Source organism: Pseudundibacterium arcticum (assembly GCF_042646465.1).
Lineage (GTDB): Bacteria > Pseudomonadota > Gammaproteobacteria > Burkholderiales > Burkholderiaceae_D > Undibacterium_A > Undibacterium_A arcticum.
The window spans coordinates 143,403-165,273 of record NZ_JBHRTP010000024.1 but is presented as its reverse complement, the minus strand read 5'-3'; the positions used below and the strand labels follow the sequence as shown (position 1 = coordinate 165,273).

General features: G+C 60.9%; 22 protein-coding genes. 16 read left to right on the top strand and 6 right to left on the bottom strand.

Features of this window, described 5'->3' with window-relative positions:
- The first annotated feature begins 18 nt into the window (after positions 1 to 18).
- From ACFOFO_RS09380 to maiA, 3 genes are read left to right on the top strand one after another with little or no spacing between them, the layout of a single operon-like run.
- On the top strand, positions 19 to 303 hold the full coding sequence (locus ACFOFO_RS09380) for a hypothetical protein (protein WP_390331420.1): 285 nt from the start codon (positions 19 to 21) through the stop codon (positions 301 to 303).
- A gap of 27 nt (positions 304 to 330) precedes the next feature.
- Complete coding sequence (locus ACFOFO_RS09375; RefSeq protein WP_390325967.1) at positions 331 to 1,032, top strand: fumarylacetoacetate hydrolase family protein; 702 nt, start codon at positions 331 to 333, stop codon at positions 1,030 to 1,032.
- Between the two features lie 60 nt (positions 1,033 to 1,092).
- Positions 1,093 to 1,737 carry a maleylacetoacetate isomerase gene (gene maiA / locus ACFOFO_RS09370; RefSeq protein ID WP_390325964.1) on the top strand — a complete coding sequence of 215 codons (645 nt, stop codon included), beginning with the start codon at positions 1,093 to 1,095 and terminating at the stop codon, positions 1,735 to 1,737.
- Between the two features lie 79 nt (positions 1,738 to 1,816).
- Here maiA and ACFOFO_RS09365 read toward each other — a convergent pair whose 3' ends face one another.
- Both ACFOFO_RS09365 and ACFOFO_RS09360 read right to left on the bottom strand, forming a co-directional pair.
- The gene (locus ACFOFO_RS09365) at positions 1,817 to 2,665 is read right to left on the bottom strand and encodes a fumarylacetoacetate hydrolase family protein (protein ID WP_390325962.1); all 849 of its coding nucleotides are present in this window, start codon (positions 2,663 to 2,665) and stop codon (positions 1,817 to 1,819) included.
- A gap of 140 nt (positions 2,666 to 2,805) precedes the next feature.
- Positions 2,806 to 3,330: a DNA-deoxyinosine glycosylase gene (locus ACFOFO_RS09360; protein WP_390325961.1), complete on the bottom strand. Its 525-nt coding sequence runs from the start codon at positions 3,328 to 3,330 to the stop codon at positions 2,806 to 2,808.
- 285 nt (positions 3,331 to 3,615) lie between these two features.
- Between ACFOFO_RS09360 and ACFOFO_RS09355 the strand changes: the two genes are divergently transcribed.
- Positions 3,616 to 4,077, top strand: a complete 462-nt coding sequence (locus ACFOFO_RS09355) for an Mpo1 family 2-hydroxy fatty acid dioxygenase (RefSeq protein ID WP_390325959.1) — start codon at positions 3,616 to 3,618, stop codon at positions 4,075 to 4,077.
- A 139-nt stretch (positions 4,078 to 4,216) separates the two neighbouring features.
- Here ACFOFO_RS09355 and htpG read toward each other — a convergent pair whose 3' ends face one another.
- Positions 4,217 to 6,142 (bottom strand): molecular chaperone HtpG, encoded by a 1,926-nt coding sequence (gene htpG, locus ACFOFO_RS09350; RefSeq protein WP_390325957.1) that lies wholly within the window; start codon positions 6,140 to 6,142, stop codon positions 4,217 to 4,219.
- A gap of 150 nt (positions 6,143 to 6,292) precedes the next feature.
- Complete coding sequence (locus ACFOFO_RS09345; RefSeq protein WP_390325955.1) at positions 6,293 to 7,741, bottom strand: aminotransferase-like domain-containing protein; 1,449 nt, start codon at positions 7,739 to 7,741, stop codon at positions 6,293 to 6,295.
- A 121-nt stretch (positions 7,742 to 7,862) separates the two neighbouring features.
- Here ACFOFO_RS09345 and ACFOFO_RS09340 point away from each other — a divergent pair, with 121 nt between their 5' ends.
- From ACFOFO_RS09340 to ACFOFO_RS09330, 3 genes are read left to right on the top strand one after another with little or no spacing between them, the layout of a single operon-like run.
- Entirely contained in the window at positions 7,863 to 8,180 is a 318-nt protein-coding gene (locus tag ACFOFO_RS09340) for a DUF2917 domain-containing protein (protein ID WP_390325952.1), read from the top strand.
- Between the two features lie 17 nt (positions 8,181 to 8,197).
- Positions 8,198 to 9,166: a threonine dehydratase gene (locus ACFOFO_RS09335; protein WP_390325950.1), complete on the top strand. Its 969-nt coding sequence runs from the start codon at positions 8,198 to 8,200 to the stop codon at positions 9,164 to 9,166.
- A gap of 57 nt (positions 9,167 to 9,223) precedes the next feature.
- Entirely contained in the window at positions 9,224 to 10,093 is an 870-nt protein-coding gene (locus ACFOFO_RS09330) for a DMT family transporter (protein WP_390331419.1), read from the top strand.
- A gap of 447 nt (positions 10,094 to 10,540) precedes the next feature.
- Here ACFOFO_RS09330 and ACFOFO_RS09325 read toward each other — a convergent pair whose 3' ends face one another.
- The gene (locus ACFOFO_RS09325; RefSeq protein WP_390325947.1) at positions 10,541 to 11,344 is read right to left on the bottom strand and encodes a FadR/GntR family transcriptional regulator; all 804 of its coding nucleotides are present in this window, start codon (positions 11,342 to 11,344) and stop codon (positions 10,541 to 10,543) included.
- A 216-nt stretch (positions 11,345 to 11,560) separates the two neighbouring features.
- Between ACFOFO_RS09325 and ACFOFO_RS09320 the strand changes: the two genes are divergently transcribed.
- The 8 genes from ACFOFO_RS09320 (at position 11,561) to ACFOFO_RS09285 (ending at position 19,288) form a co-directional block, all read left to right on the top strand.
- On the top strand, positions 11,561 to 12,895 hold the full coding sequence (locus ACFOFO_RS09320; protein WP_390325945.1) for an MFS transporter: 1,335 nt from the start codon (positions 11,561 to 11,563) through the stop codon (positions 12,893 to 12,895).
- Positions 12,896 to 13,026: 131 nt separating this feature from the next.
- Positions 13,027 to 13,932, top strand: coding sequence for an L-threonate dehydrogenase (gene ltnD, locus ACFOFO_RS09315; protein WP_390328201.1), 906 nt, complete (start codon positions 13,027 to 13,029; stop codon positions 13,930 to 13,932).
- Between the two features lie 10 nt (positions 13,933 to 13,942).
- A complete protein-coding gene (otnK, locus tag ACFOFO_RS09310; RefSeq protein ID WP_390325943.1) occupies positions 13,943 to 15,229 on the top strand; it encodes a 3-oxo-tetronate kinase in 1,287 nt (428 codons plus the stop codon).
- Entirely contained in the window at positions 15,226 to 15,888 is a 663-nt protein-coding gene (gene otnC / locus ACFOFO_RS09305) for a 3-oxo-tetronate 4-phosphate decarboxylase (protein ID WP_390325940.1), read from the top strand. The genes otnK and otnC overlap by 4 nt, the downstream gene beginning before the upstream one ends.
- A 14-nt stretch (positions 15,889 to 15,902) precedes the next feature.
- Positions 15,903 to 16,697 (top strand): 2-oxo-tetronate isomerase, encoded by a 795-nt coding sequence (otnI, locus tag ACFOFO_RS09300; protein WP_390325938.1) that lies wholly within the window; start codon positions 15,903 to 15,905, stop codon positions 16,695 to 16,697.
- Positions 16,694 to 17,665 carry a D-erythronate dehydrogenase gene (gene denD, locus ACFOFO_RS09295; protein ID WP_390325936.1) on the top strand — a complete coding sequence of 324 codons (972 nt, stop codon included), beginning with the start codon at positions 16,694 to 16,696 and terminating at the stop codon, positions 17,663 to 17,665. Before otnI ends, denD begins: the two co-directional genes overlap by 4 nt.
- Positions 17,666 to 17,724: 59 nt before the next feature.
- Positions 17,725 to 18,306 (top strand): DJ-1/PfpI family protein, encoded by a 582-nt coding sequence (locus tag ACFOFO_RS09290; protein WP_390331418.1) that lies wholly within the window; start codon positions 17,725 to 17,727, stop codon positions 18,304 to 18,306.
- Between the two features lie 82 nt (positions 18,307 to 18,388).
- The gene (locus ACFOFO_RS09285; RefSeq protein WP_390325934.1) at positions 18,389 to 19,288 is read left to right on the top strand and encodes a methylglyoxal synthase; all 900 of its coding nucleotides are present in this window, start codon (positions 18,389 to 18,391) and stop codon (positions 19,286 to 19,288) included.
- A gap of 241 nt (positions 19,289 to 19,529) precedes the next feature.
- Here the strand turns inward: ACFOFO_RS09285 and ACFOFO_RS09280 are convergent, their stop codons facing one another.
- Entirely contained in the window at positions 19,530 to 20,822 is a 1,293-nt protein-coding gene (locus ACFOFO_RS09280; protein WP_390328197.1) for an NCS2 family permease, read from the bottom strand.
- Positions 20,823 to 21,302: 480 nt separating this feature from the next.
- Here ACFOFO_RS09280 and ACFOFO_RS09275 point away from each other — a divergent pair, with 480 nt between their 5' ends.
- Positions 21,303 to 21,644 carry a hypothetical protein gene (locus tag ACFOFO_RS09275; protein ID WP_390325931.1) on the top strand — a complete coding sequence of 114 codons (342 nt, stop codon included), beginning with the start codon at positions 21,303 to 21,305 and terminating at the stop codon, positions 21,642 to 21,644.
- Positions 21,645 to 21,871: the final 227 nt, after the last annotated feature.

The window sequence follows — 21,871 nt, the reverse complement described above, 5'->3', positions numbered from 1 at the left end:
GGGCGGCCGGCGGAACTCTTGGCTGCCCGCATCAACTTCAACAACCGTGACAACGCCATGCATCACCATCAATTGTTCGACGAAAAATCCGATTGGTACGCCAGCAGCCGGCCGGTCTATCCGGATGCGCTGTTTTCCTGCCTGGTGGGGTTATGCCCCGCAACCAGGCAGGCGTGGGACTGCGCTACCGGTGCCGGCGTGTGTGGCTCGTCGGAGTGCCAGCGGGCGGTACAGATGGATCAGAGGTTACTGGCGGGACGCAAACCGCCAGTGGCCGGCGACTTGACGGATTTCACCGCGTAGCAAGTCAGACTACATAAGGAGATTTTCATGCAATTTGTTTTTCCATCACCCCCGACGGTTGTGGTTCCGGTCGCCGCTAGTAATGATTTTTTCCCGGTGCATTGTATCTACTGCGTCGGTCGCAATTATTCCGAGCACGCGAAGGAAATGGGCGGTAGCGGCCGCGAGGCGCCATTCTTTTTCATGAAACCTGCAGATGCGGTGCTGCCGGTGCCGGCCGGTACCGTCGGCGAGTTGCGCTATCCATCGATGACGCAGGATCTGCATCATGAAATCGAACTGGTGGTCGCGATTGGCAAAGGCGGCAAAGATATCGCCGCTGCCGACGCGTCGCAGCACATCTGGGGTTATGCGATCGGACTCGACATGACGCGGCGCGACTTGCAGGCGGAGGCCAAAAAGACCGGCCGGCCGTGGTGCACCGGCAAGGGTTTTGAACAGTCGGCACCGCTGGGGCCGATTTATCCAGTGGAGGCTACCGGCCAGCTGCACCAGGGCGCCATCGGGTTGCAGGTCAACGGCGCGCCGCGCCAGCGCGGCAATATCGACCAACTGATCTGGAACGTACCCGAAACCATCGAACATTTATCGCAGTATTTTGAACTGCAAGCCGGCGACCTGATTTTCACCGGTACGCCAGCGGGCGTTGCCGCGGTGGTGCCGGGCGACTTGATGGAGGCGACCATTGATGGCCTGGGAGAATTAAAGCTGCGTGTGTTGTCGAGCTGAGGCGGGCTTGATGAAAAAATTGCCGGGACTACCAACATCATCGTTGTTATGGAAAACAATATGCAGCTCTACACGTATTTCCGCAGCTCGGCATCGTATCGGGTGCGCATCGCGCTCAATCTGAAGGGTTTGTCGTATGAGTCGGTGCCGGTGCACCTGCTTAAACACGGCGGTGAACAATTATCGCCCGATTATCGGAAACTGAATCCGGAAGCGCTGGTACCGGCGCTGGTCGATGACGGCATGGTGCTGACCCAGTCGATGGCGATCATCGAGTATCTGGAAGAGACCCATCCCGCACCGCCGCTGTTGCCGGCGACGCCGATCGACCGCGCCTATGTGCGCGCCATCGCACAGGCGATTGCCTGCGACATTCATCCGATCAACAACTTGCGCGTACTGCGCTATCTGGTCAGGGAATTGAAGGTCAGTGAAGACGACAAGAACGCCTGGTACCGCCACTGGTGTCAACTGGGGCTGGCAGCGATCGAAGCGACGCTGGCGCGGGATCCACGGGTTGGAAAATTCTGCTTCGGCGATACGCCGATGCTGGCTGACTGCCTGCTGGTACCGCAGCTATTCAATGCGCAGCGTCTGAACTGCGACCTGTCGCAGATGCCCACCATCATGCGCATCAATGCGGCCTGTTTGCAGCTCGATGCGTTCCTCAACGCGGCGCCGGACCAGCAGCCGGACGCCGAGTAACTCGACCGTTTGTCCGCTGGGGGCGGCCTAGCTGTGTCGGCCCGACTCCTGGCCGACTTCCTTGTTGCATTCGCGCCGGTTATTTGCGATGCGCAACCACAGCTTGCTGCTGTTCGCCCAAACCGGCAATCCCCAGCGTGATCTGGTCACCCGGCTGCAGGTAGCGCGGCGGCTGCATCGCCATGCCCACGCCTGGTGGCGTACCGGTGCAGATGATATCGCCCGGCATCAGCGTCATGAACTGACTCAGGTAACTGACAATCTGGGCGACCGAAAAAATCATGGTTCGGGTACTGCCGCCCTGCATCCGTTCGCCGTTCACGTCGAGATATAAGTCGAGCCGCTGCGGATTCATCACCTCATCGCGCGTCACCAGCCACGGTCCGACCGGGCCGAAGGTATCGCAACCCTTGCCCTTGTCCCATTGCGGGCCGCGCTCGAGCTGAAACTCGCGTTCGGATAGATCATTGACCACGCAATAGCCGGCCACGTGCAGTAGCGCATCCTTGACGCTGACATATTTTGCCTGGGTGCCGATCACGACGCCGAGTTCGACTTCCCAATCGGCTTTTTTCGATCCTTTTGGCAGCACCACGTCATCGTCCGGGCCGGACAGGGAGGTGATCGCTTTCATGAATATGATCGGCTCTTTCGGAATCGGCATGCCGGCTTCCTTGGCGTGGTCCGAGTAATTCAGGCCGAGGCCGATGATTTTTCCAACCTGTGCGATCGGTACGCCAAAGCGAGGATTGCCGCGCACCAGTGGCAGTGACGCCTCCTTTATTTTGGCCAATTTGGCCAGCGCCTTGTCGGACAGTTGCAGCGCGCCGATGTCATCGATCACGCCGGACAGGTCGCGTAGCTTTCCTTCTTCATCGATCAGGCCGGGTTTTTCCTTGCCGGGGCGGCCATAGCGGACCAGTTTCATGCTTTCTCCTTGATTGATCAGATTTTGATGCGCGCTGCCGCGCAGCGTGTCATGTGTGGTGGTCGGCGCCACACTGCGTCGTGCGAAGCAGGCGCCTGAAGTGCGCAATTGTACTTGAGCGCCTTCAGCCCACGGGCTGGCTAGCCCGCCAGTTCGTCCAAAATCGCGCGCCAAGGCACCAGTTTTTCCTCAAACGACCATTGCGCGTTGGCCGGTGACGACGACGGCAGCACCAGCGTGTCGAACCCCGCAGCGGCAAACTGCGGCGCGAATTTGCCGGAGGTCTTGCCGTTGAAGCAGACGCGCTGCAAAGCCGGGCACAACCGGCGCAACTGATCGAGATCGTTGGCGCGAGGCTGACGTATCGCCGCATCCAGGCTGCCGTTGCGGTGACAGGCGCCGATCACGTCCCACACGCCGATCCGATGCGCGAGCAAAATCGCCAGCCGCTGCGGGTACGGCAGTCCGGCCAAGTCCTCGCCGATCACCGCCGATAGCAAGCGCCAGAACTGGTTGCGCGGATGTGCGTAATATTGCTGCGCCACCAGGGACGCCTGGCCGGGGAAGCTGCCGAGGATCAGAATGTGGGTATCGCTGGCGATGACGGGCGGAAGTCCGATTAATTGCATAGCGGCGGTCGCGGCGGACGGAGTGGAGACAGGCATGGCGCTATTCTAATGCGTGACCGGCGACTTGGCGTTGGCGCTTGCGGGCACGGCGGTATCGGCATCAAAACATATACTCGTTGCATGGTAGCCAGGCGCTGCTGGTAAGAATTACGGAAAGTTAATATACTCCGCCACTCCTGGTCCGAACTACACTCAAGGGCGGACCAGCTGATCCGGCCCGAAAAGGTATGCGCGCCTGCAGCCGAGCGTTGCAAACCCTGATATTGTGAGATCAATCCCAACCATAAATACAACATTGATACGACATTCCAGGAGGCAGACATGCATCAAGACACCACCCACAGCGCAGCCAAACCCAGGACAATCGACATCCTGCTCGCCAACTATGCCGACAGCCATCGCAACCAGACCAACGAAATCATCCATTGCGTATGCGTGCCCGCCATCGTGTTCAGCGTACTGGGTTTGATCTGGGCGCTGCAGCCTTGGCTGGCACTGGCGGCAGCGGTGCTGGCATTGATTTACTACTGCACGCTGTCGCTGTTCTTTGCGGTCGGCATGCTGCTGATGTCGGGCCTGTTCCTGGCGCTGCTGTATGCGTTGCCGGTGGGACTGGTGCTGCCCGTGTCGATCGGGGTGTTCGTGCTGGCGTGGATCGGGCAGTTCATTGGTCACAAGATCGAGGGAAAAAAGCCATCGTTTTTTGACGATTTGCGCTACCTGCTGATCGGGCCGCTGTTCGTGCTCGGCTTCTTGTACCGACGTTTGGGGATCAGTTATTGAGCTCGCATGTACACGCATCTAATCAGGTATGGGTACTGACCGAACTGAGACACACTAACCGGCTACCGATGAAAAAAGAGCGACCTCGGTCGCTCTTTTCGTTTGAACCGGGCGCGCAATCTTGCCCGATCTGTGCCGTTTATTTGGACGACAGTCCCAGCAACATCTCGTTCAGACGCCGCACGAATCCGGCCGGGTCGGCCAGCGCGCCGCCTTCGGCCAGCATGGCCTGGTCGAACAGGATGTTGGACCAGTCGCCGAACTTCGCATCCTCGTATTTCAGGCGCTGGACCAGCGGATGGTTTGGGTTGATTTCGAGAATCGGCTTCGATTCCGGTGCGGCCTGACCAGCGGCTTTCAGCATCCGCAACAGGTTGCCGGACAACTCATTCTCATCGGCCACCAGGCAGGCCGGCGAATCGGTCAGGCGGAAGGTGACGCGCACTTCCTTGGCCTTGTCGGTCAGCGCATCCTTCATCTTGGCGACCAGATCGTGGTATTCGGTCTCGGTTTCCTGGTGCTGCTTTTTCTCCGCCTCATCTTCCAGCGCACCGAGGTCGAGGCCGCCTTTGGCCACCGACACCAGTTCCTTGCCGTCGAAATCCTGCAGGAAAGACAGCATCCATTCATCGACGCGATCGGTCAGCAGCAATACTTCGACACCTTTCTTGCGGAAGATTTCGAGGTGCGGGCTGTTCTTGGCGGCGCCGTAGGATTCGCCGGTGGCGTAGTAAATCTTGTCCTGGCCTTCTTTCATGCGCGCCACATAGTCGGCGAACGACACGTTTTGTTGGTCGCTATCGTCGCGGGTCGAGGCAAACCGCAGCAGCTTGGCGATGCGTTCCTTGTTGGTCGCGTCCTCGCCGATACCTTCCTTGAATACCTGGCCGAATTCCTTCCAGAATGTGGCGTACTTGTCCTTCTTTTCCTGCTCGTCGGCATTGGCCAATTCTTCCAGCATGCCCAGCACGCGCTTGGTCGAGCCTTCGCGGATCACCTTGACGTCGCGCGACTCTTGCAGGATTTCGCGCGAGACATTCAGCGGCAGGTCGTTGGAGTCGATCACGCCCTTGACGAAGCGCAGGTAGACCGGCATCAATTGGTCGGCGTCGTCCATGATGAACACGCGCTTGACATACAGCTTGAGTCCGCCGCGCTTGTTGCGATCCCACAGATCGAACGGTGCGTGCGCCGGCACGTACAGCAGTTGGGTATATTCGCTGCGGCCCTCGACCTTGTTGTGGGTAAGCGTCAGCGGCCCCTGGAAATCGTGCGACACATGCTTGTAGAACTCGTCGTACTGTTCGGGGGCGATGTCGGCCTTGTTGCGGGCCCACAATGCGCTGGCCTGATTGACGGTTTCAAACTCGTCCTTCAGCACCGTTTCTTTTTTCTCTTCGTCCCATTCCTCTTTCTGCATCAGGATCGGCAGTGAGATATGGTCGGAATATTTGCGGATGATCGATTTCAGCTTCCAGCCGGACAGCAGCTCGTCCTCGCCTTCGCGCAGATGCAGGATGATCTCGGTGCCGCGGGTCGGTTTGACGATAGGCTCGATGCTGTACTCGCCTTCACCGGTCGACTCCCAGCACACCGCGTCTTCCGGTGCGGTGCCGGCACGGCGGGTATTGACGGTGATCTTGTCGGCCACGATGAAGCCGGAGTAAAAGCCGACGCCGAACTGGCCGATCAGCGCCGCATCCTTTTGCTGGTCGCCGGACAGCTGGCCGAAAAATTCCTTGGTGCCGGATTTGGCGATCGTGCCCAGATGCGAGATCGCCTCGTCGCGGCTCATGCCGATGCCGTTGTCGGCGATGGTGATGGTGCGCGCCGCCTGGTCGAACGACACATTGATCTTCAACGCATGGTCATTGGCATACAGCGCATCATTGTTGATTGCCTCGAAGCGCAGCTTGTCGGCCGCGTCAGATGCATTTGACACCAGCTCGCGCAGGAAGATTTCCTTGTTGGAATACAGGGAATGGATCATCAATTGCAACAGCTGCTTGACTTCAGCCTGGAAACCCAGGGTTTGCTTTTCGGTTTTGTTGTCGGAAACGGTCATGTTGTCCTCGTGGAGCGATGTTGTTGACGATGTTGTGGAATGCGTGGGACGGAGGTGGGGGCGGTTAAGATGATTTCAAGACTGAAATGAGTTTGCGCCGACAGCGGCGCGGTCCGCGTCGAGAGCGGCATCATCGCGCATGTTGACCCGTTATTGACGCAATTTCGCGCTTTCGCGCTCTAAAAACTGCAATAGTCCCGGGTCCGACATGGTCGCCACATTGACCCGCATGCGGGTAGACGGCAGCTGGTTCGGGGAAAACAGGCTGCCCGGCGCCAGCAGATAACCTTCGGCCATCGCCCTTTCGGTCAATACATTGGTATCGCAACCGGTATCGACCCACACGAACATGCCGGCCGGGGTCGGCGCGTCGATGGTGAGGCCGGCCCGTTCCAGCTGCCTGATGGCCTTGCCGCGCATGGTGTCAAGCTTGGCGCGGATGCGGTCGACGTGTTTGCGGTAGTGGCCCTCGGACAGGATCTTGTAGACCACGCGTTCGCCGATTTCGGTCGTGGTCAGGGTGGTCAGCATCTTGCGATCCGACAATCGCTGTGCCAGCTCATGCGAGGTGGCAATAAAGCCGACCCGCAGGTTGGCGGCCAGGGTCTTGGAAAATCCGCCGAGATAGATCACGCGCTGCAACTGGTCGAGCGTCGCCAGCCGGGTCGCCGGCTGCACCGCGGGGCCGGGATGCATGTCGCAATAAATGTCGTCCTCGACGATCGTGATGTCATGTTCGGCCGCAATGCGCAGCACCTGGAACGCCTTGGCGGCCGACAGCGAGGTCGAGGTCGGGTTGTGCAATACCGAGTTGACCACATACAGCCGCGGTTTGTGCAGCGCCGCCAGTTCCGCCAGCTTGGCGACGTCCGGGCCGTCGGCCAGGCGCGGGATGCCGACTACCTTGGCGCCAAGGGTGGCAAACGAGCCGAACATCAGGAACCAGGCCGGATCGTCGACAAAGATCGTGTCGCCGGGCTGGGTGAACTCGCGCGCCACCAGGTCCAGCGCCTGCGTCACGCCCGAGGTGGTGACGATCTGGTCCGGCGTGGCGGCGATTTCCAGCTCGGCCAGTTTCAGCTGCAGTTGCTGGCGCAGCGGCAAGAAACCTTGCGGCGTGCCATATTGCAGTAGCGGATTCTGGTTCTGCCGGCTGACTGCGCGCAGACCGTTGGCAATCAGTTCGCCATCCAGCCAGTCGTTGGGCAGCAGACCGGTGCCCGGCATCTTTTGCGGCGGCAATTGCCGGAACATATTGCGGATCAGCCAGACCACATCCAATTGCTGTGTCGGGCGCGGGTCCGTGTCCTGCCCGGAGCGCGATGCAGCCATCATCTGCGCGCGTTCGCGCACGAAAAAGCCGGAACCGCGGCGCGATTCAAGATAGCCGTTCGCGACCAGCCGGTCGTAAGCCTCGACCACAGTGAAGCGCGACACCTTGTACTGCTCGGCGAACTGGCGGATCGATGGCATTCGCGCTGCGGTGCGCAGCAGCTTGTCGTCGATGCGGGAGGTGATCGAGCGGACGATCTGTTCCACCAGCGATTCGCCGGAGCCGCGCGAAATAAGTGCAGTCGGTTGGGTAGGGGGCAAGGTCATTGTGTATTGGTCGCGTCGCCGTGACAGTCTATTCAATTATATGGTGAATTGTACTGGTACTGTATTGGTTTTGTCGATTAGCATACATCAAACAAGCTCATCAATTCAATCCGGAGTCGTCATGAAAAATATCGCCGTCAATGATTCTCTTGTTTTGCAGCCGGGGCAGGTAATTTCTGTGACAAGCGATGCCGGACAGTTGATGCGTATCGATTGCGGCCGCGTCTGGGTCACGATTGAGGGGGATTCTGACGATCACTGGCTTTTCGGCGGCGACAGCTTGCTGCTGGCGTCGGCACGGCATGTGGTGATTGAGGCGGACAAAGTGTTTAGCCGTATCGATTTCCTGCCATCGCCGCAACCTGGTGATCGGCAATCCATGCAGGTAGCGTCGTCAGAAGGCGGTCGCTTGGCGACTGCTAATTTCGCCGTTGAATAATCCATTCTGAGGTATTTATGACAATCGCACTACCGAACAAAGCCGAACTCGACACTGCCGTGGCCATCGTCTATGCGGCGATGCCGCCGACCCCGCAGTATTCCTGGCCCTTGCTGAACGAGGCGTTGGGCACCGAAGTCTGGGTCAAGCACGAGAACCACACGCCGACCGGCGCCTTCAAGGTGCGCGGTGGTCTGGTGTACATCCATGAACTGGTGCAGCGGTCGCCGGAGGTCAAGGGCGTGATTTCGGCCACGCGCGGCAATCACGGCCAGTCGGTCGGCTTCGCAGTGCGCCGCCACGGTTTGCAGGCGACCATCGTGGTGCCGAAACACAACAGCAAGGAAAAAAATGCCGCGATGCGCGCGCTCGGCGTGCATCTGATCGAACATGGCGAAGAATTCCAGGACAGCCGGGTACATGCGGCCCAGCTTGCGGTCAGCCAAGGGCTGCACATGATTCCGTCGATGCACCGCGACCTGGTGCGCGGCGTGGCGACCTACTGGGTTGAATTACTGAATGCACAGCCGGATCTGGACGTGATTTTTGTGCCGATCGGGCAGGGGTCCGGCATCTGCGGCGCAGTCGCCGCGCGCAATGCACTCGGCTTGTCGACTAAAATCATCGGCGTGGTGTCGGCCCATGCGCTCAGCTACAAGCTGTCGTTCGAGGCCAAGCGCAAGCTGGAATCGCCGGTCACGGCCCAGATCGCCGACGGCATGGCGTGCCGGGTACCGGATGACGAGTCGCTCGCGATCATCCTGCGTTATGTCGACCAGGTGGTCGCGGTCACCGATGATGAAGTGTCCGCTGCGATGAAGCTGTATTACGTCGCCACCCACAACTTGGCGGAAGGTGCCGGCGCGGCGCCACTGGCCGCAGCGATGCAGATGAAGCAGCAATTGAAAGGCCAGAAGGTTGGCCTGCCTTTATGCGGCGGCAACGTCGATCATGACCAGTTTGCGCGGATTTTGAGCGCGTGTTGAACATTACGATCACCTGAAGGGGTACCAATGGCTGCGGATCAAGCAATCACCATGCAAATGAGCAATGAAACCCGCGGCATGTGGCTCGGCGCGGTCGGCGTCGCGTTGTTCAGCCTGACCTTGCCTTTTACCCGCCTGGCGGTGGCTGAACTCAATCCGGTGCTGGTGGCGCTGGGGCGCGCGGTGGTCGCCGCGCTTTGCTCGGCGCTGCTGTTATGGCGCAGCGGCGCGGTACGCCCGAGCACTGGCCAGTGGCAATCGCTGATCATCGTCGCGCTCGGTGTGGTGGTCGGGTTCCCGGTGTTCTCGTCGGTGGCGATGCGCTATGTGCCGGCGTCGCACGGCGCCATCGTGCTCGGGATCCTGCCGCTGGCAACGGCGTTGTTTGGCGCACTGCGCTTCGGCGAGCGGCCGTCGATCGGGTTCTGGCTGGCGGCGCTGGTCGGCAGCGGCATCGTGGTCGGGTTTGCGCTGCAGCAGGGCGGCGGCCAGTTTCAGCTGGCCGATCTGGCATTGTTGGCAGCCGTGCTGGCGGCCGCCATGGGCTATGCCGAAGGCGCCCGCCTGTCGCAGACGATGGGCGGCCAGCAGGTGATCTCGTGGGCCTTGATCGTGTCGATGCCGATATTGCTGCCGGTCACGATCTGGCTGGCCTTGCGCTACGGCATGTCCGCGTCACCGCAAGCCTGGTTCGGCTTTGCCTATGTGTCCTTGTTCTCGATGTTCATCGGTTTCTTTTTCTGGTACCGGGGGCTGGCGCTGGGCGGCATTGCGCGGGTGGGGCAGGTGCAACTGATCCAGCCGTTCTTGACACTGCTCGGCGCCGCCCTGATCAACGGCGAATTGTTGGAAATGCGGAACATCATGTTTGCGCTGGCGGTGATCGCGGTGGTGGCAATCGGCAGGCGGATGGCAATCCGGCGTTGATTTCAATTACTTTATTGGCGCCAATATTATCCATGGTCACGGATTTGGTTCATCGTCGGTCGCCGGCGGTGATACGGCATCGGCGCTGGCCGCTGGCTACCCGGTGATCGCCAAGGCCAATTCGGCGCATCCGGGCACATCTGAAGATGTCGGACGCGCGATCCAATAAGCGGTCAAGGATTGCGCTTTGCCGGAACGGGCGTTTTTCCCTTCTTTTCGAGAACGGACGAACCATTGGGCTAGGCCAGGTGTCCGACCGTCGCATCGAGGGGGCGGCTTTACCGGATCGGGTGACGGCGCTTGGAGCGGCCCGTTAATGGCACACCGTGACCGCGAGACCCCCACCTATTGCACAACTGCATGGCCAAAATTTGACATGCACCCCTAGTTCACAGTCTGCGTTAAATGCGCTGTATCAGTCGTGTTTTTCCTTGGCGCGCAGTTTATCTACATAATCGCGTCACGCACCAGGTTCCGCGCCAACTCGCCGCCATCACCGCGCCAGAATTCGCGATCGGCCTGACGCACCCGCTCGGCGGCATGCGCCATATGCTCAGCCGCTGCGATACGGGCCAGTTCCGGGTCGCCGGCGGCAATCGCGCTAACGATTTTCTCGTGTTCCTGGCGTACCTGATTGGAAAAATCCGCGCGCCGCGCCTCGTTGGCGCGCGTCACCTTGACCGCAGAGCGGGTCGGCTCGGCGAACATTTCCACGAATTTGACCCAGTAGGGATTGCCGGTCGCTTCGGCAATGCTCAGGTGGAAGCGCACGTCTTCCTCGACCCCGCTGACGCCGGCCGTCACCGCTTCCTCGATGCGCCGTAAGGCATGCTCGATTTCCGCCAGTTGCCCCGGCGTGCGGCGCACCGCGGCCAGCGCCGCCGTTTCCGACTCCAGCCCGCGCCGCACTTCGATCAGGTTCAGCAGCGATTGCACCGACTGCTCGGTCAGCTCGTCATCCTTGGCGACATGCGGACCCTCCATCTTGCAGATGAAGGCGCCACTGCCCTTGCGGGTGCTGAGTATGCCCTCGGCCTTGAGCAACGCGATCGCTTCCCGCAACACGGTACGGCTGACGCCGAAATGCTGGGCCATCGCCTGCTCGGATGGCAGACGGGTACCCGGCGCCAGGCCGTCGCCACGGATTTTCTGCAGCAGCTTGTCGGCCACGCGCGAGCCCAGCGTGCCTGCGGCAAAGCCACCATTGTCGGTATCCGGATCGGGCAGGGTAAAAATCATCGTTTGGTCCATGGGGTCCATCCTTTCTCGCAGCCAACTGGGAAAACCGCTGCAAGTGCATTGATCTAGCTAAACCTAATTATACAAACATACAGCTTGATACAGCTTGACATGCGTTAGTTCGACACATAATATACATCTACACATCTTTTATACAACTTGCCAACCGCACCCTGCGGTCAATAAAAATCAGGCGAGAGAGATATTCATAACCGATATCAGGAGACAATGATGGCGATTTCCGGAACACGCCCAGCCGATCTGGGCGGCATTGCTTCACCCCATTCGAGCGCTGACGAAGCCTCGGTCTATCGCAAAGTAACCTGGCGCATCGTGCCATTTCTGATGCTTTGTTACGTCGTGGCTTACCTTGACCGTGTCAATGTCGGCTTCGCCAAGTTGCAAATGCTGACCGACCTGAAGTTCAGCGAAACCGTGTTCGGCCTGGGTGCCGGCGTCTTCTTCCTCGGCTATTTCCTGTTCGAAGTGCCCAGCAACGTCATCCTGCACAAGGTCGGCGCGCGCGTCTGGATTGCCCGCATCATGATCACCTGGGCCCTGATTTCCGGCTCCTTCATGTTCGTCACCACGCCGACCACCTTTTACGTGATGCGTTTCCTGCTCGGTCTGGCTGAAGCGGGCTTCTTTCCCGGCATTATTCTGTATCTGACCTACTGGTATCCGGCCGAGCGCCGCTCGCGCATCGTCAGCACCTTCATGACGGCGATCCCGTTGTCGGGCGTGATCGGCGGGCCGCTGTCGGGCTGGATCATGGAGTCGTTCGCGGGTGTCCAGGGCTGGACCGGCTGGCAGTGGATGTTCATCCTGGAAGCGGTGCCGGCCATTATTCTGGGCATTGCGGTGCTGCTGTATCTGGACGATGGCATCCGCTCCTCGAAGTGGCTGAGCGAAGGCGAAAAGCGCTTGCTGGAAGAACGCATTGAGAATGACGCCAAAGGCAAGGTAGCCCATCCATCGTTGCGCGCCATGTTTGCCGATGCCCGTGTCTGGGTCATGGCGCTGATCTATTTCTGCTGCGTGATGGGCCAGTACGGCCTGACATTCTGGATGCCGACCCTGATCAAGACGGCGGGCATCAAGGGTGTCTTCAACATTGGCATGTTCACCGCGATTCCGTATTCGGCCGCCGTGATCGCCATGCTGCTGCTGGGGCGCAGCTCGGACAAGCGCCGCGAGCGCCGTTGGCATCTGGTGACCCCGATGCTGCTGGGCGCGGTCGGGCTGGTCGGCAGTGCGCTGGCCGGCACCACCAACACTGAAATCGCGATCATATTCCTGGCCATTGCAGCCGCCGGCGTGCTGTCCTCGGCGCCGCTGTTCTGGAGCCTGCCGACCTCCTTCCTGAACGGCGTGGCGGCCGCCGCCGGCATTGCCGCGATCAACTCGGTTGGCAATCTGGCCGGTTTCGCCGGCCCGTACCTGATCGGCGCGATCAAGGACATGACGCACTCGACCAACATCGGCATGTATGTGCTGGCCGGCGTGCTGGTGGCCGGCGCGGCGGTTGTGCTGAGAGTGCCGGCCCGTCTGGTGAGCCGCTAACGAGGCACCGCGCCTTCCGTGAGGCATGGTCCCAGTTTGTAGCGCTCGGCGCCCCCGGCGGCGTCGAACCTACTTAAACCGCATTAAAGTCACAATTTTCTGAAGCAGGAGCAAATCAAATGGCACAGCAAATAAGCCGCGTCGGGGTCGTCGGCCTCGGTGCGATGGGTATGGGCATGGCGCAATCGTTGTTACGCGCGGGTTTCGAAGTGCATGCCTGCGACGTGCGGCCGGAAGCCGTACAGAAACTGGTCAATGCCGGCGCGCATGCGGCGGCCTCGCCGGCGCAGCTGGCCGGCAAGGTGCAAGCCTTGCTGATCGTGGTGGTCAATGCGCAGCAGACCGAGCAGGTGCTGTTCGGCGAGAACGGCGCGGCGGCCCGTTTACAGCCGGGCGCAGTCGTGATCGCCAGCGCCACCGTATCGCCCGAGTTCGCCGAAGCGCTGGGCGCGCGCCTGCTGGCGCTGGGCCTGCGTTTTATCGACGCGCCGATCTCGGGCGGCGCCGCCAAGGCCGCGTCCGGCGAGATGTCGGTGATGGCGGCCGGCGCGCCGGAAACCTTCGCCGTCTGCGCCAAACTGTTCGATGCGATCTGCGCCAAGCTGTACCGACTGGGCGACCAGCCGGGGCAGGGCTCGAAGGTGAAGATGATCAATCAATTGCTGGCCGGCGTGCATATCGCGGCGGCGGCGGAAGCGATGGCGCTCGGCCTGCGCGCCGGCTGCGACCCCGATGCGCTGTACGAAGTCATTTCGAACAGCGCCGGCAGCTCCTGGATGTTCCAGAACCGCGTGCCGCACATTCTCAAGGGCGACTACACGCCGCTGTCGGCGGTCAATATCTTTGTCAAGGATTTGGGCATCGTGCTGGACTACGCGAAGAAAAGCGTGTTCCCGCTACCGCTGTCGGCCGCTGCACACCAGATGTTCATGCAGGCGTCCGCGGCCGGTCACGGCGGCGAGGACGACTCGGCCGTGGTGAAAGTATTCCCGGGCATCACGCTGCCAGCCGCCAAAGCCGCTGCCAAAGCGGCCTGAGGGGGATGACATGACTGTCTTACTTGGATGCATCGCCGACGATTTTACCGGCGGCACCGACCTGGCGGGGATGCTGGTGAAAGCCGGCATGCGCACCGTGCAGCTGATCGGCATCCCCACCGAGCCGCTGTTCCATGATGCCGATGATGTCGATGCCATCGTGATCGCGCTAAAGTCGCGCACCAGCCCGGTCGATCAGGCCGTCGCCGAATCGCTGGCGGCGCTACGCTGGCTGCAGCAGGCCGGCTGCCAGCAGTTCTATTTCAAATACTGTTCGACCTTCGATTCCACGCCGCGCGGCAATATTGGCCCGGTGGCCGAAGCGCTGATGCAGGCGCTGGACACCGGTTTCACGATTGCCTGTCCCGCTTTTCCCGCCAACGGCCGCACGATTTACAAGGGTTACCTGTTCGTCGGCAACGAGTTGCTGAGCGAATCGGGCATGCGCAACCATCCGCTGACGCCGATGACCGACGCCAGTCTGGTGCGGGTGCTGCAGCAGCAGGTGACCAGCAAGGTCGGCCTGGCCGACTATGGCGTGGTCGAGCAGGGCGCAGGCGCCATCGGCGAACGCTTTACAGTGCTGCGCGAACAGGGCTGCAAATTCGCCATCGTCGATGCGGTATCGAACCGCGATCTGGAGTCGATCGGCGCGGCCTGCGCCGACCTGCCACTGGTCACTGGCGGCTCCGGCATCGCGCTGGGCTTGCCGGAAAACTTCCGTCGGCGCGGTTTGCTGGCGCGGCATCATGCGGCCGACGAGCTGCCCGCCACCGGCGGCCTGCGCGCCGTGATCGCTGGCAGCTGCTCGGTCGCCACGCAAAAGCAGGTGGCCGTGATGCGCGAGCGGGCCCCGGCCTTCCATGTCGATCCGCTGCAACTGGCGTCCGGCGCCGATGTTGTCGCCGCTGCGCTCGACTGGGCAGCGGCCCATGTTGGTCAGGCGCCGGTGCTGATCTATGCCACGGCCACGCCGGAAACGGTGCGTGCAGTGCAAGCGCAACTGGGCGTTGAACGTGCCGGCAGCCTGGTCGAAGAGGCGCTGGCCGCCATCGCTCTCGGCCTGGTCAAACTGGGCGTCGGACAACTGATTGTCGCCGGCGGTGAAACCTCGGGCGCGGTGGTCAAGGCGCTGGGCGTGTCCGGCTTGCGCATCGGCCCCGAAATCGATCCGGGCGTGCCCTGGACCGCGGCGCTGCAGAAACAACACGCCGGCCCGCCGCTGGCGCTGGCGCTCAAGTCCGGCAATTTTGGCAGCGACGATTTCTTCCTCAAAGCATGGAGCCGCCTGTCATGAGCACTGCAATTCACACCAAGCCGGAAGAGGCGCGCCAGCGCGAGCAGATCGTCGAGTTCGGCCGCTCGCTGTTCGAGCGAGGCCTGACCGCCGGCAGCAGCGGCAACCTGAGCGTGCGCTTGGACAACGGCTGGCTGCTGACGCCGACCAACGCCAGCCTGGGCCGGCTCGATCCGGCGCGCCTGTCCAAGCTCGACTGGGACGGCCGTCTGATCGGCGGCGAGGCGCCGTCGAAGGAAGCATTTTTGCACCGCGCCATGTACCAGCAGCGCAGCGGCGCCGGCGCCATCGTGCATCTGCATTCGACCCATTCGGCGGCGGTGTCCTGCATGTGCGGCCTGAACCATGCCGATTGCATTCCGCCGCTGACGCCATATTTCGTGATGAAGATCGGCCGCCTGCCGCTGGTGCCTTACCACCGGCCGGGCGACCCCGCGCTGGCCGGCGCCATCGGCACGCTTGCGCGCAAGCACTCGGCGGTGCTGCTGGCCAATCACGGGCCGGTGGTGTCCGGCAGCACGCTCGAGGCGGCGGTGTATGCCGCCGAGGAGCTGGAAGAAACCGCCAAACTGTTTCTGCTGCTGCGCGACGTGCCGACCCGGCCGCTCGACGCCCAGCAGATCGATGAACTCAAGTCGGCCTTCGGGCTCGACATTTAACCCAGAGGTGCACCGTGCCAAAATTTGCCGCCAATCTGACCATGATGTTCAATGAGGTCGCCTTTCCGCAGCGCTTCGCCGCCGCGGCGGCGGCCGGTTTCAAGGCTGTCGAGTTCTTGTTCCCATACGAGCACACGCCGCAACAAGTGGCGTTGTGGCTGAAGGAAAACCGCCTGGAAAATGTACTGTTCAATTTGCCGCCCGGCGACTGGGCGGCGGGCGAACGCGGCATTGCAGCGCTGCCCGGGCGCGAAGCAGAGTTCCGGGCCGGCATCGCGCGCGGCATCGAGTATGCGCTGGCGCTGGGCACCAAGCGGGTGCACATGATGGCCGGGCTGATTCCTGCCGGCGCGGATCTGCGCGTCCATCGCGAGGTCTATCTGGGCAATCTGCGCCACGCGGCTAGGGAAGTGGGCCAGCATGGCATCAGCCTGCTGATCGAGCCTATCAACGGGCGCGACATGCCCGGTTATTCCCTCAATTCGCAGGCGCAGGCGCATGCGCTGCGCGAAGAGTCCGGCGAGCCGAACGTCAAGGTGCAAATGGATTTCTATCACGCGCAAATCGTCGAGGGCGATCTGGCGATGACGTTCAAGAAGTATTTCGGCGGGATCGGCCACGTGCAGATCGCCAGCGTCCCCAGCCGCAACGAGCCGGACGACGGCGAAGTCAATTACCCCTACCTGTTCCGCCTACTCGACGAGCTCGGATATGAGGGCTGGATCGGCTGCGAATACCGTCCGCGCGGGCGCACCGAGGACGGCCTCGGCTGGCTCGCTGCGGCAAACACACAAGGAGTTCGAAAATGAAAGTTCTCATCACCGGCGGCGCCGGATTTCTCGGGCAGCGCCTGGCGCGCCAACTGCTGACGCGTGGCCAACTTAGCGACAGCCAGGGCAGGGCGCACACCATAGCTCAGATCGTGCTGGCCGATGTGGTCCCGGCGCATGATTTCGGCGATCCGCGCGTGCGCGTGGTCACCGGCGACATCGCCGACCGCACGCTGCTGCGCCAGACCATCGATACCGATACGACATCGATTTTCCATCTGGCGGCGATTGTGAGTGGCCAGGCCGAAGCCGATTTCGACCTCGGCATGCGCATCAATCTCGACGCCTCGCGCCTGTTGCTGGACATCTGCCGCGAGCTTGGGCACAAACCCAAGGTGGTGTTCACCAGCTCGGTCGCGGTCTACGGCGGCAAGCTGCCGGACGTGGTGCAAGACACGACGGCGCTCAACCCGCAATCATCGTACGGTGCGCAGAAGGCGATCGGCGAATTGCTGCTCAACGACTTCAGTCGCAAGGGTTTCGTTGACGGCCGCGTACTGCGCCTGCCGACCATCAGCGTGCGTCCCGGCAAGCCGAACAAGGCGGCGTCTTCCTTTGCCAGCGGCATCATCCGCGAACCATTTAATGGCGAAGCAGCGGTCTGCCCCGTGTCACCCGAATTGCGCTTGTGGCTGTTGTCGCCGCGGCGCGCGATCGACTCGCTGATCGCGGGGCATGAACTGTCGGCCGAGTCGCTGGGCGACAGTCGCACCGTCAACCTGCCGGGCCTGTCCGTCAGCGTCAGCGAGATGGTCAGCGCACTGGGAACGGTGGCGGGGGCGGACGTGGCCTCGCGCATCAGCTTCACGCCCGACCCGGCGATTGAGCGCATCGTCAAGAGCTGGCCGGGCGCTTGGGATGTGGCACGGGCACAGGTGCTGGGTTTGTCTGCCGACAAGGATTTTGAAACAATTATCGAGGCCTATATCGAAGACGAGCTAAGGTAAGAGCGGCAGGCCGGTCGTGGTGGACCGGATTTAAGGATGATTTTTCATAGGAGAAACAAATGGCAGCGAAGAAAATTCTATTCTTGGTCGGTGATTTTGCCGAAGACTATGAAACCATGGTGCCGTTCCAGGCGCTGCAAATGGTCGGCCACACGGTGCACGCAGTCTGCCCCGGCAAGCGGAGCGGCGACAAGATCAAGACCGCGATTCACGACTTCGAAGGCGACCAGACCTATACCGAGAAGCCGGGCCACCTGTTCGCGCTGAATGCAAACTTCGATGACGTCGATGTCGGCAAGTACGACGCGCTGATGATCGCCGGCGGCCGCGCACCGGAATACCTGCGCCTGAACACGCGGGTGATCGAGATCGTGCGCCAGTTCGCCGCCGCCAGCAAACCGATCGCCGCGGTCTGCCATGGCGCGCAATTGCTGGCCGCGGCCGACGTGATTCGCGGCAAGCGGATTTCCGCCTATCCCGCCTGCGCGCCGGAAGTGCGGCTGGCCGGCGGCGACTATGCGGACATCGAAGTGGATCAGGCAGTCACCGATGGCAACTTCATCACGGCGCCGGCCTGGCCCGCCCATCCGCAGTGGCTGGCGCAGTTCCTCAAGGTCCTCGGAACCGAAATCGCGCTCTGAGCTGTCATGCAGATCGGGCCTCGCGGACCGGCACGCCGGGCCGCGAGGCTGTCCTTACCGCTATCGCACAGGCTGAATACCCATGCTCCTGAATCCTCCCCGTTACAGAATCGGCCTGGCTGCAAGCCGGGCCCATCAAGATGCTGCCGACTCGGCATTAGTACGCTTGCTCCAGGGCGGGCAGGCGGCGATCGAGACCCTACAGCCGCAATTCATCGTCGTCGGTAGAACCCTGGATGCGATCCGCAGTCACGGGCTGCTGCCGGGCTATCCATCATTCGAGCGATTTCCTTATGGCCGCGATGGTGGCATGATGATGCTGGTGTCGCGCGTCGTCGATACCGATCCGGCAAAAACCCTGGATGCGGTGATTTACCTGATGGATCCGGTCGATCCATCGTCCAATTTCCCCGAAGCGCAGGCGCTGAAACGCCAATGCGTCATCCACGGCAAACCGCTTCTGTCGACCCTTGCCGGCGCCCGCGAGTGGCTGGAACTGGAAGCGGTGGCCGCCGGCGCGGCGCCCGATCCGACGCTCGATGCCAGCTTCGATCTGGCCAATGAAAGCATCGCGCTGATTGCGCACGACGCGATGAAGGGCCGCATGCTGGAACTGGCCGAACAACATTTCGCCTTGCTGGACAGCTTCGCGATGCGCTGCGCGACCGGCACCACCGGTGGCTTGCTCAATCAGCTTGCGCAAAAGATCAAGGGCCAGGATGCCGGGCGCAATTGGGTCAGGCCTTTCCTGAGCGGTCCGATGGGCGGCGATGCGCAGATTGCCGAACTGATCCTGAATCGCCAATGCCGCCGTGTGCTGTTTCTGGAAGACCCGCATGTTGCGCGTCAGCATGAAGCCGATATTCAGCTGCTGGAGCGCGCAGCGCGCACCGTCACCGATTATGCCTCTTGCAGCAGCGATGCCAAGGGCGTGGTGCGCTGGCTGAGTTTGCTGACCGGGCGGAGCCAGCGCACTGCATGAACGCCACTGCGGGACAGGTCGGGCTTCTCGGCCGAAACGGGCCGACCTTATCGCTCCATCGCCTGGCTGCTGGAATTGTGCAGCCGCCTGCCGGAAGAAAAGCTGAGGTAAAACAACAAGAGGCGCTCAGGAAAACCTGAGCGCCTCTTGTCATATTTACTGCAGAAGGAGGAAGGCTGTTGCGGTAGACCTCAGCAGCCGAGACTGCGCCATGGGCGGCGCACTCCCCGGAAAAGCGTTATTAGCCAGCACCCAAATAAATGAATTTGAACAGGAATACAGCAGCGATACCCCAGACGATGAGTTTCACTTCCTTGGCACGGCCGGTCAATAGCTTCAGCGCCGCGTATGAAATGAAGCCGAAGGCGACGCCTTGCGCGATCGAATAGGTGAACGGCATGATCACTGCAGTAATCGCCGCCGGTACGCTTTCGGTAGTATCGGTCCAGTCAATATCAACCAGTTCGCGCAGCATCAGGCAAGACACATAGAACAGTGCCGGTGCAGTGGCGTAACCAGGCACTACACCCGCCAGCGGAGCGATGAACAAGCACGCCAGGAACAGCAGACCCACCGCGACGGCGGTCAGGCCAGTGCGGCCACCCGCTTGCACACCGGCGGCACTTTCGATGTAGGCGGTGGTGCTTGAGGTGCCAAGGAAGGAACCGGCAACGATTGCGGTGCTATCGGCCAGTAAAGCCTTGTTCAAGCGTTCCATCTTGCCGTTGACCAACAAGCCAGCGCGGTTCGCGACGCCCATCAGGGTGCCGGTGGCGTCAAACAATTCCACCAGGAAGAACACCAGCACCACGTTCAGGATACCCACCGACAACGCGCCCATGATGTCGAGCTTGAACAGGGTTGGATCGAGCGATGGCGGCATCGACACGATGCCGTGGAATGTATTGCCGGCGAAGAAGAAGCTGAGCACCGTGACCGCCAGAATACCAATCAGGATCGCGCCTTTGACTTTCAGGCGATCGAGCGTGACGATCAGGAAAAAGCCGATGACGGCCAGTATCGCCGGAGCCTTGTGCAGGTCACCGATCGCCACCAGGGTGTCTGGATTGGCGACCACGATGCCGGCGTTCTTCAGCGAGATCAGTCCCAGGAACAGACCGATACCGACCGTGATCGCAGTGCGAATCGAATGCGGGATGCCGTTGACGATCATTTCGCGCAGTCTGAACACGCTGACTGCAACGAACAGACAACCGGAAATGAATACCGCGCCCAGTGCGGCTTCCCAGGGAATCCCCATGCCTTTGACCACCGCATAGGTGAAGTAGGCGTTCAAACCCATGCCGGGAGCCAGCGCCATCGGGTAGTTCGCATACAAACCCATGATCAGCGTACCGATCGCGGCGGCCAGGCAGGTCGCGACAAAGACCGAATCCTTCGGCATGCCGGCATCGCCCAGGATCGACGGATTGACGAAGATGATGTATGCCATCGTCAGGAAGGTGGTCAGACCGGCGAGTAATTCGGTACGCACGTCGGTACCGTTTTCTTTCAATTTAAAGTATTTGTCCAACAACGACGCGTTCAACTGCTCGGTACGCACATCCGTACCGCCCTCTTTCGACTTAGACAACTTTTCCAATGCCAACACGTTCATCTCCTTGTTCATTGCTCTGATTCGATCCGATCGTCTGCAGGCAGACATTTCTTGGCTATACGACAGATCCGCGACAATATCCTACAAAGTCGGTGTTCAAACGTTGATCATTTGAATAGGTGATATCTGATATTTCTTATGTTGGTCGTCGACTTCTTTGGATCGCGGCGCAGGCTCTCGCATTGGCTCCGTCGCATTAACCGGTGTAAGGTAAATTCCGGACGCGCGATTTCGCTGGCCTTTGCAACTAGGCTGATTTGTCTTGCCAACGAATTCGCTTCATATTCCATGCAAGGGCGGCCAGATCCATTCCGATCTGAGCAATTAGTTTCCAGGAAGTAATCCGACAGATTCCTAGGGCTAACAACCAGTCGGAAGAATTAGCCGAGCGCTATCGTGGGGGCATTTGCAAAAATCGAGAAGCAGGTGCAGGAAGAAGGGACGCAATTAATGGCAATAGCCGAGTCGGCAGATCCTCAAAATTTGCCGGATGGATTGGCGGTTCCCGAGGAGATAGCGTGCCGCCAAGGACGACTGGGCGTGCTCGACGAAGCCAAACGCAAGCTTGATGCGCGCGCCCATGAACGCGATATCGCGGCACAAGCCGAATATGAAGCTAGGGTGACACCGATTCTGGTGCGCGCGCTGGCGCGGGTCGGCCATGAATGGAACCTGTTATTCATGTTGATGCCGTCGGCGTGTGAGGATCTTTGCTTGACCGGCTCTCAGCCATCCTGAACCCTTGCGGGGGAAGTCGTCCATTCCATTCATCAAGATGCCGATAACCAAACGGATGCGCTGCGCACCCTCTGACACACGGCAGAATAATGTCGATCGGGACTCACATTCTTTCAGGCCGTTAATCGGGAGCAACAAAGGGCGCGGAGCAAAGCAAGTTGAATCGTCCTCCCATCAATTACCACGACACCCGTTTTTCATCCGCCTGCTGTGCTTCAGATAGGAGT

Coding starts and splice junctions, on each gene's coding strand:
- ACFOFO_RS09360 (WP_390325961.1), bottom strand. CDS start 3,330: ATGCCTGTCTCCACTCCGTCCGCCGCGACCGCCGCTATGCAATTAATC.
- ACFOFO_RS09325 (WP_390325947.1), bottom strand. CDS start 11,344: ATGGACCAAACGATGATTTTTACCCTGCCCGATCCGGATACCGACAAT.
- ACFOFO_RS09340 (WP_390325952.1), top strand. CDS start 7,863: ATGAAAAATATCGCCGTCAATGATTCTCTTGTTTTGCAGCCGGGGCAG.
- ACFOFO_RS09355 (WP_390325959.1), top strand. CDS start 3,616: ATGCATCAAGACACCACCCACAGCGCAGCCAAACCCAGGACAATCGAC.
- ACFOFO_RS09345 (WP_390325955.1), bottom strand. CDS start 7,741: ATGACCTTGCCCCCTACCCAACCGACTGCACTTATTTCGCGCGGCTCC.
- maiA (WP_390325964.1), top strand. CDS start 1,093: ATGCAGCTCTACACGTATTTCCGCAGCTCGGCATCGTATCGGGTGCGC.
- ACFOFO_RS09330 (WP_390331419.1), top strand. CDS start 9,224: ATGAGCAATGAAACCCGCGGCATGTGGCTCGGCGCGGTCGGCGTCGCG.
- ACFOFO_RS09365 (WP_390325962.1), bottom strand. CDS start 2,665: ATGAAACTGGTCCGCTATGGCCGCCCCGGCAAGGAAAAACCCGGCCTG.
- ACFOFO_RS09285 (WP_390325934.1), top strand. CDS start 18,389: ATGCTCCTGAATCCTCCCCGTTACAGAATCGGCCTGGCTGCAAGCCGG.
- ACFOFO_RS09335 (WP_390325950.1), top strand. CDS start 8,198: ATGACAATCGCACTACCGAACAAAGCCGAACTCGACACTGCCGTGGCC.
- otnK (WP_390325943.1), top strand. CDS start 13,943: ATGACTGTCTTACTTGGATGCATCGCCGACGATTTTACCGGCGGCACC.
- ACFOFO_RS09375 (WP_390325967.1), top strand. CDS start 331: ATGCAATTTGTTTTTCCATCACCCCCGACGGTTGTGGTTCCGGTCGCC.
- htpG (WP_390325957.1), bottom strand. CDS start 6,142: ATGACCGTTTCCGACAACAAAACCGAAAAGCAAACCCTGGGTTTCCAG.
- otnC (WP_390325940.1), top strand. CDS start 15,226: ATGAGCACTGCAATTCACACCAAGCCGGAAGAGGCGCGCCAGCGCGAG.
- ACFOFO_RS09320 (WP_390325945.1), top strand. CDS start 11,561: ATGATGGCGATTTCCGGAACACGCCCAGCCGATCTGGGCGGCATTGCT.
- denD (WP_390325936.1), top strand. CDS start 16,694: ATGAAAGTTCTCATCACCGGCGGCGCCGGATTTCTCGGGCAGCGCCTG.
- ACFOFO_RS09290 (WP_390331418.1), top strand. CDS start 17,725: ATGGCAGCGAAGAAAATTCTATTCTTGGTCGGTGATTTTGCCGAAGAC.